A 1961-nucleotide genomic window follows, 5' to 3' on the forward strand; every position below is an offset into this window, starting at 1 on the left:
CCGGCGTCGGGTCCGGCCGGCGGTGCCGTCCCCGCGGGTTCGAGGGGCGCTCCGGCCGGGCCGGCGCGGTGTCGCGGATCGCATACGTCATCGCAGGGAGGTCCGCTTATGTCCCTCGACAGGGCCCAGTATCTGCCGGTCCGCCGGCTGCGTGCCGTCTCCGGAGCGCTGTGCGTGCTCGCGCTGCTCGCCGCCGCCCCGCTTGCGGCTGAGGCCGCCACCCTCACGGTGGTGGGCGAGGGCAGCGCCACGGCGGAGCCCGACATGGCGCTCATCGCCACGGGCGTGGTCACCGCCGGCAAGACGGCCGGCGAGGCGGTGGCCGCCAATTCCAAGTCCGCCAGCGCCGTCATCGCCGTCATCAAGGAGGCGGGAATCGCGGCGAAGGACATCGCCACCGCCAATTTCTCCATCTCGCCGCAATATGCCAGCGGCGGGCCCTCGGGGCCGCCGCGCCTCACCGGCTTCGAGGCGCGCAACACCGTGCGGGTGAAGGTGCGCGACCTGTCCCAGCTCGGCGCGCTGCTGGACAAGATGGTTCAGTCCGGCGCCAACCAGGCGTCCGGCCTGACCTTCACGCTCTCCGACCCTGCCAAGATGGAGGCGGCGGCGCGGATCGCCGCGGTTGAGGACGCCATGGCCCAGGCCAAGTCGATCGCCACAGCGGCGGGCATGCGGATCGTGCGGGTGTCCAGCATCGACATGCGGGCCGACCATTCCGGCCCGGTGATGCCGGCGCCGATGATGATGAAGGCGGAGGCCGCCCGCGCCGCGGTTCCCATCGAGGCCGGCGAACTGGAGGTGCGCGCCCGCGCCACCCTGGTGTTCGAGGCGGAGCCGCAATGATTGAGACGGGAGCGCGCCAGAAGGCGGCGCGGGTTTGGAGCCCGAAGCTGTCACTTGCGCGTCCGACCAAAGTGGTAGAGCCATTGTCCTAATTTCCGTACGCCCCGATTCGCGCGAGGGGTCACGGGGCATCTTCCACGAGACATCTTCCACGGGGCGTCGGCCATGGCGTCGGGCATCAATGAACGGACCGGGCGGCGCATCCAGTATGCCGCCCTGCCTTACCGGATCCGCCGGGACGGCACGGTGGAAGTGCGCCTCATCACCTCCCGCGAGACGCGGCGGTGGGTGATCCCCAAGGGCTGGCCCATGAAGGGGTTGACGCCGGCGAAGGCGGCCGCGCGCGAGACCTATGAGGAGGCCGGCCTGCTCGGCACGGTGTCGCGCGAGCCGCTGGGCCTCTACACCTACGACAAGCGCCTCGCCAACCGCACCGTGCCCTGCGACGTGATCGTCTTTCCCCTGAAGGTGAAGCGGCGTGCGCGCAACTGGCCGGAGCGCTCGCAGCGCTTCGGCTTCTGGTTTCCCATCGAGAGCGCTGCGGCGGCGGTGCAGGAGGAAGAGCTGAAGGTGCTCATCCTCGCCTTCGGCGACCTGATGGCCGAGGCGTTCGCGCAAAAGCGCGGCGCATCGGGGGAGGCGGATGCGCAAGCCCCCCGCGAGCGACGGCAGAGCCGGTGCCGGGGCGTGGGTGAGACGGGTCCGGCGGACCGGGTGGCAGGCGTGCGCGCCGCGCGCGCACGCTCGCCGAGGCGGCATCGGTCGTGGCTGACGCAGCGGCCGGGAAGGCCAAGTCCGTCGGGGAGAAGGCGCTCACGGAGAAGGCGGCGAAGCAGAAGGGTGCCAAGGAGAAGGCTGCCAAGGAGAAGGCCGCGAAGCAGAATCCTGCGAGGGAAGTGGCCTTGGCGCCGACGGCGGACGCGCGCGCCGCTGCGGCGGGTGAGAATACTCCGGACGCCAAGGGCAAGAAGTCCGCCAAGGTCGCCGCATCCGCTGGGTCCGCGCCGGAGCCGGTTGCCCCCTCGAAAGCCGCGCCGGCGGCCTCGGCGCGGCCGGCCGAGGCCTTGGCGAAAGGCCCGGGGCAGATCGGCGCCCCCACGTCGGCGAACCGACCA

Annotated in this window: 2 protein-coding genes and 2 pseudogenes; 3 read left to right on the forward strand and 1 reads right to left on the reverse strand. The window is 71.8% G+C overall.

Annotated features, from left to right (window positions below; translation table 11 throughout):
- Window positions 1-108: 108 nt before the first annotated feature.
- Both AC2W7M_RS24520 and AC2W7M_RS24525 read left to right on the forward strand, forming a co-directional pair.
- Window positions 109-846 carry an SIMPL domain-containing protein gene (locus AC2W7M_RS24520; RefSeq protein WP_486135639.1) on the forward strand — a complete coding sequence of 246 codons (738 nt, stop codon included), beginning with the start codon at window positions 109-111 and terminating at the stop codon, window positions 844-846.
- Window positions 847-1155: 309 nt separating this feature from the next.
- Window positions 1156-1338, forward strand: a pseudogene (locus AC2W7M_RS24525) (NUDIX hydrolase); the annotation flags it as partial.
- Here AC2W7M_RS24525 and AC2W7M_RS24530 read toward each other — a convergent pair.
- Entirely contained in the window at window positions 1254-1424 is a 171-nt protein-coding gene (locus tag AC2W7M_RS24530) for a hypothetical protein (protein ID WP_486135641.1), read from the reverse strand. The pseudogene AC2W7M_RS24525 and the gene AC2W7M_RS24530 sit on opposite strands and share 85 nt — an antisense overlap.
- A gap of 186 nt (window positions 1425-1610) precedes the next feature.
- Here AC2W7M_RS24530 and AC2W7M_RS24535 point away from each other — a divergent pair.
- Window positions 1611-1961: pseudogene (locus tag AC2W7M_RS24535) on the forward strand (hypothetical protein); the annotation flags it as partial.

Source organism: Xanthobacter sp. BG11Y11_SDJG, assembly GCF_057364445.1.

What these genes read in the sequence shown, in the direction of transcription:
- AC2W7M_RS24520 (WP_486135639.1), top strand. Translation starts at nt 109, where the DNA reads ATGTCCCTCGACAGGGCCCAGTATCTGCCGGTCCGCCGGCTGCGTGCC.
- AC2W7M_RS24530 (WP_486135641.1), bottom strand. Translation starts at nt 1,424, where the DNA reads ATGAGCACCTTCAGCTCTTCCTCCTGCACCGCCGCCGCAGCGCTCTCG.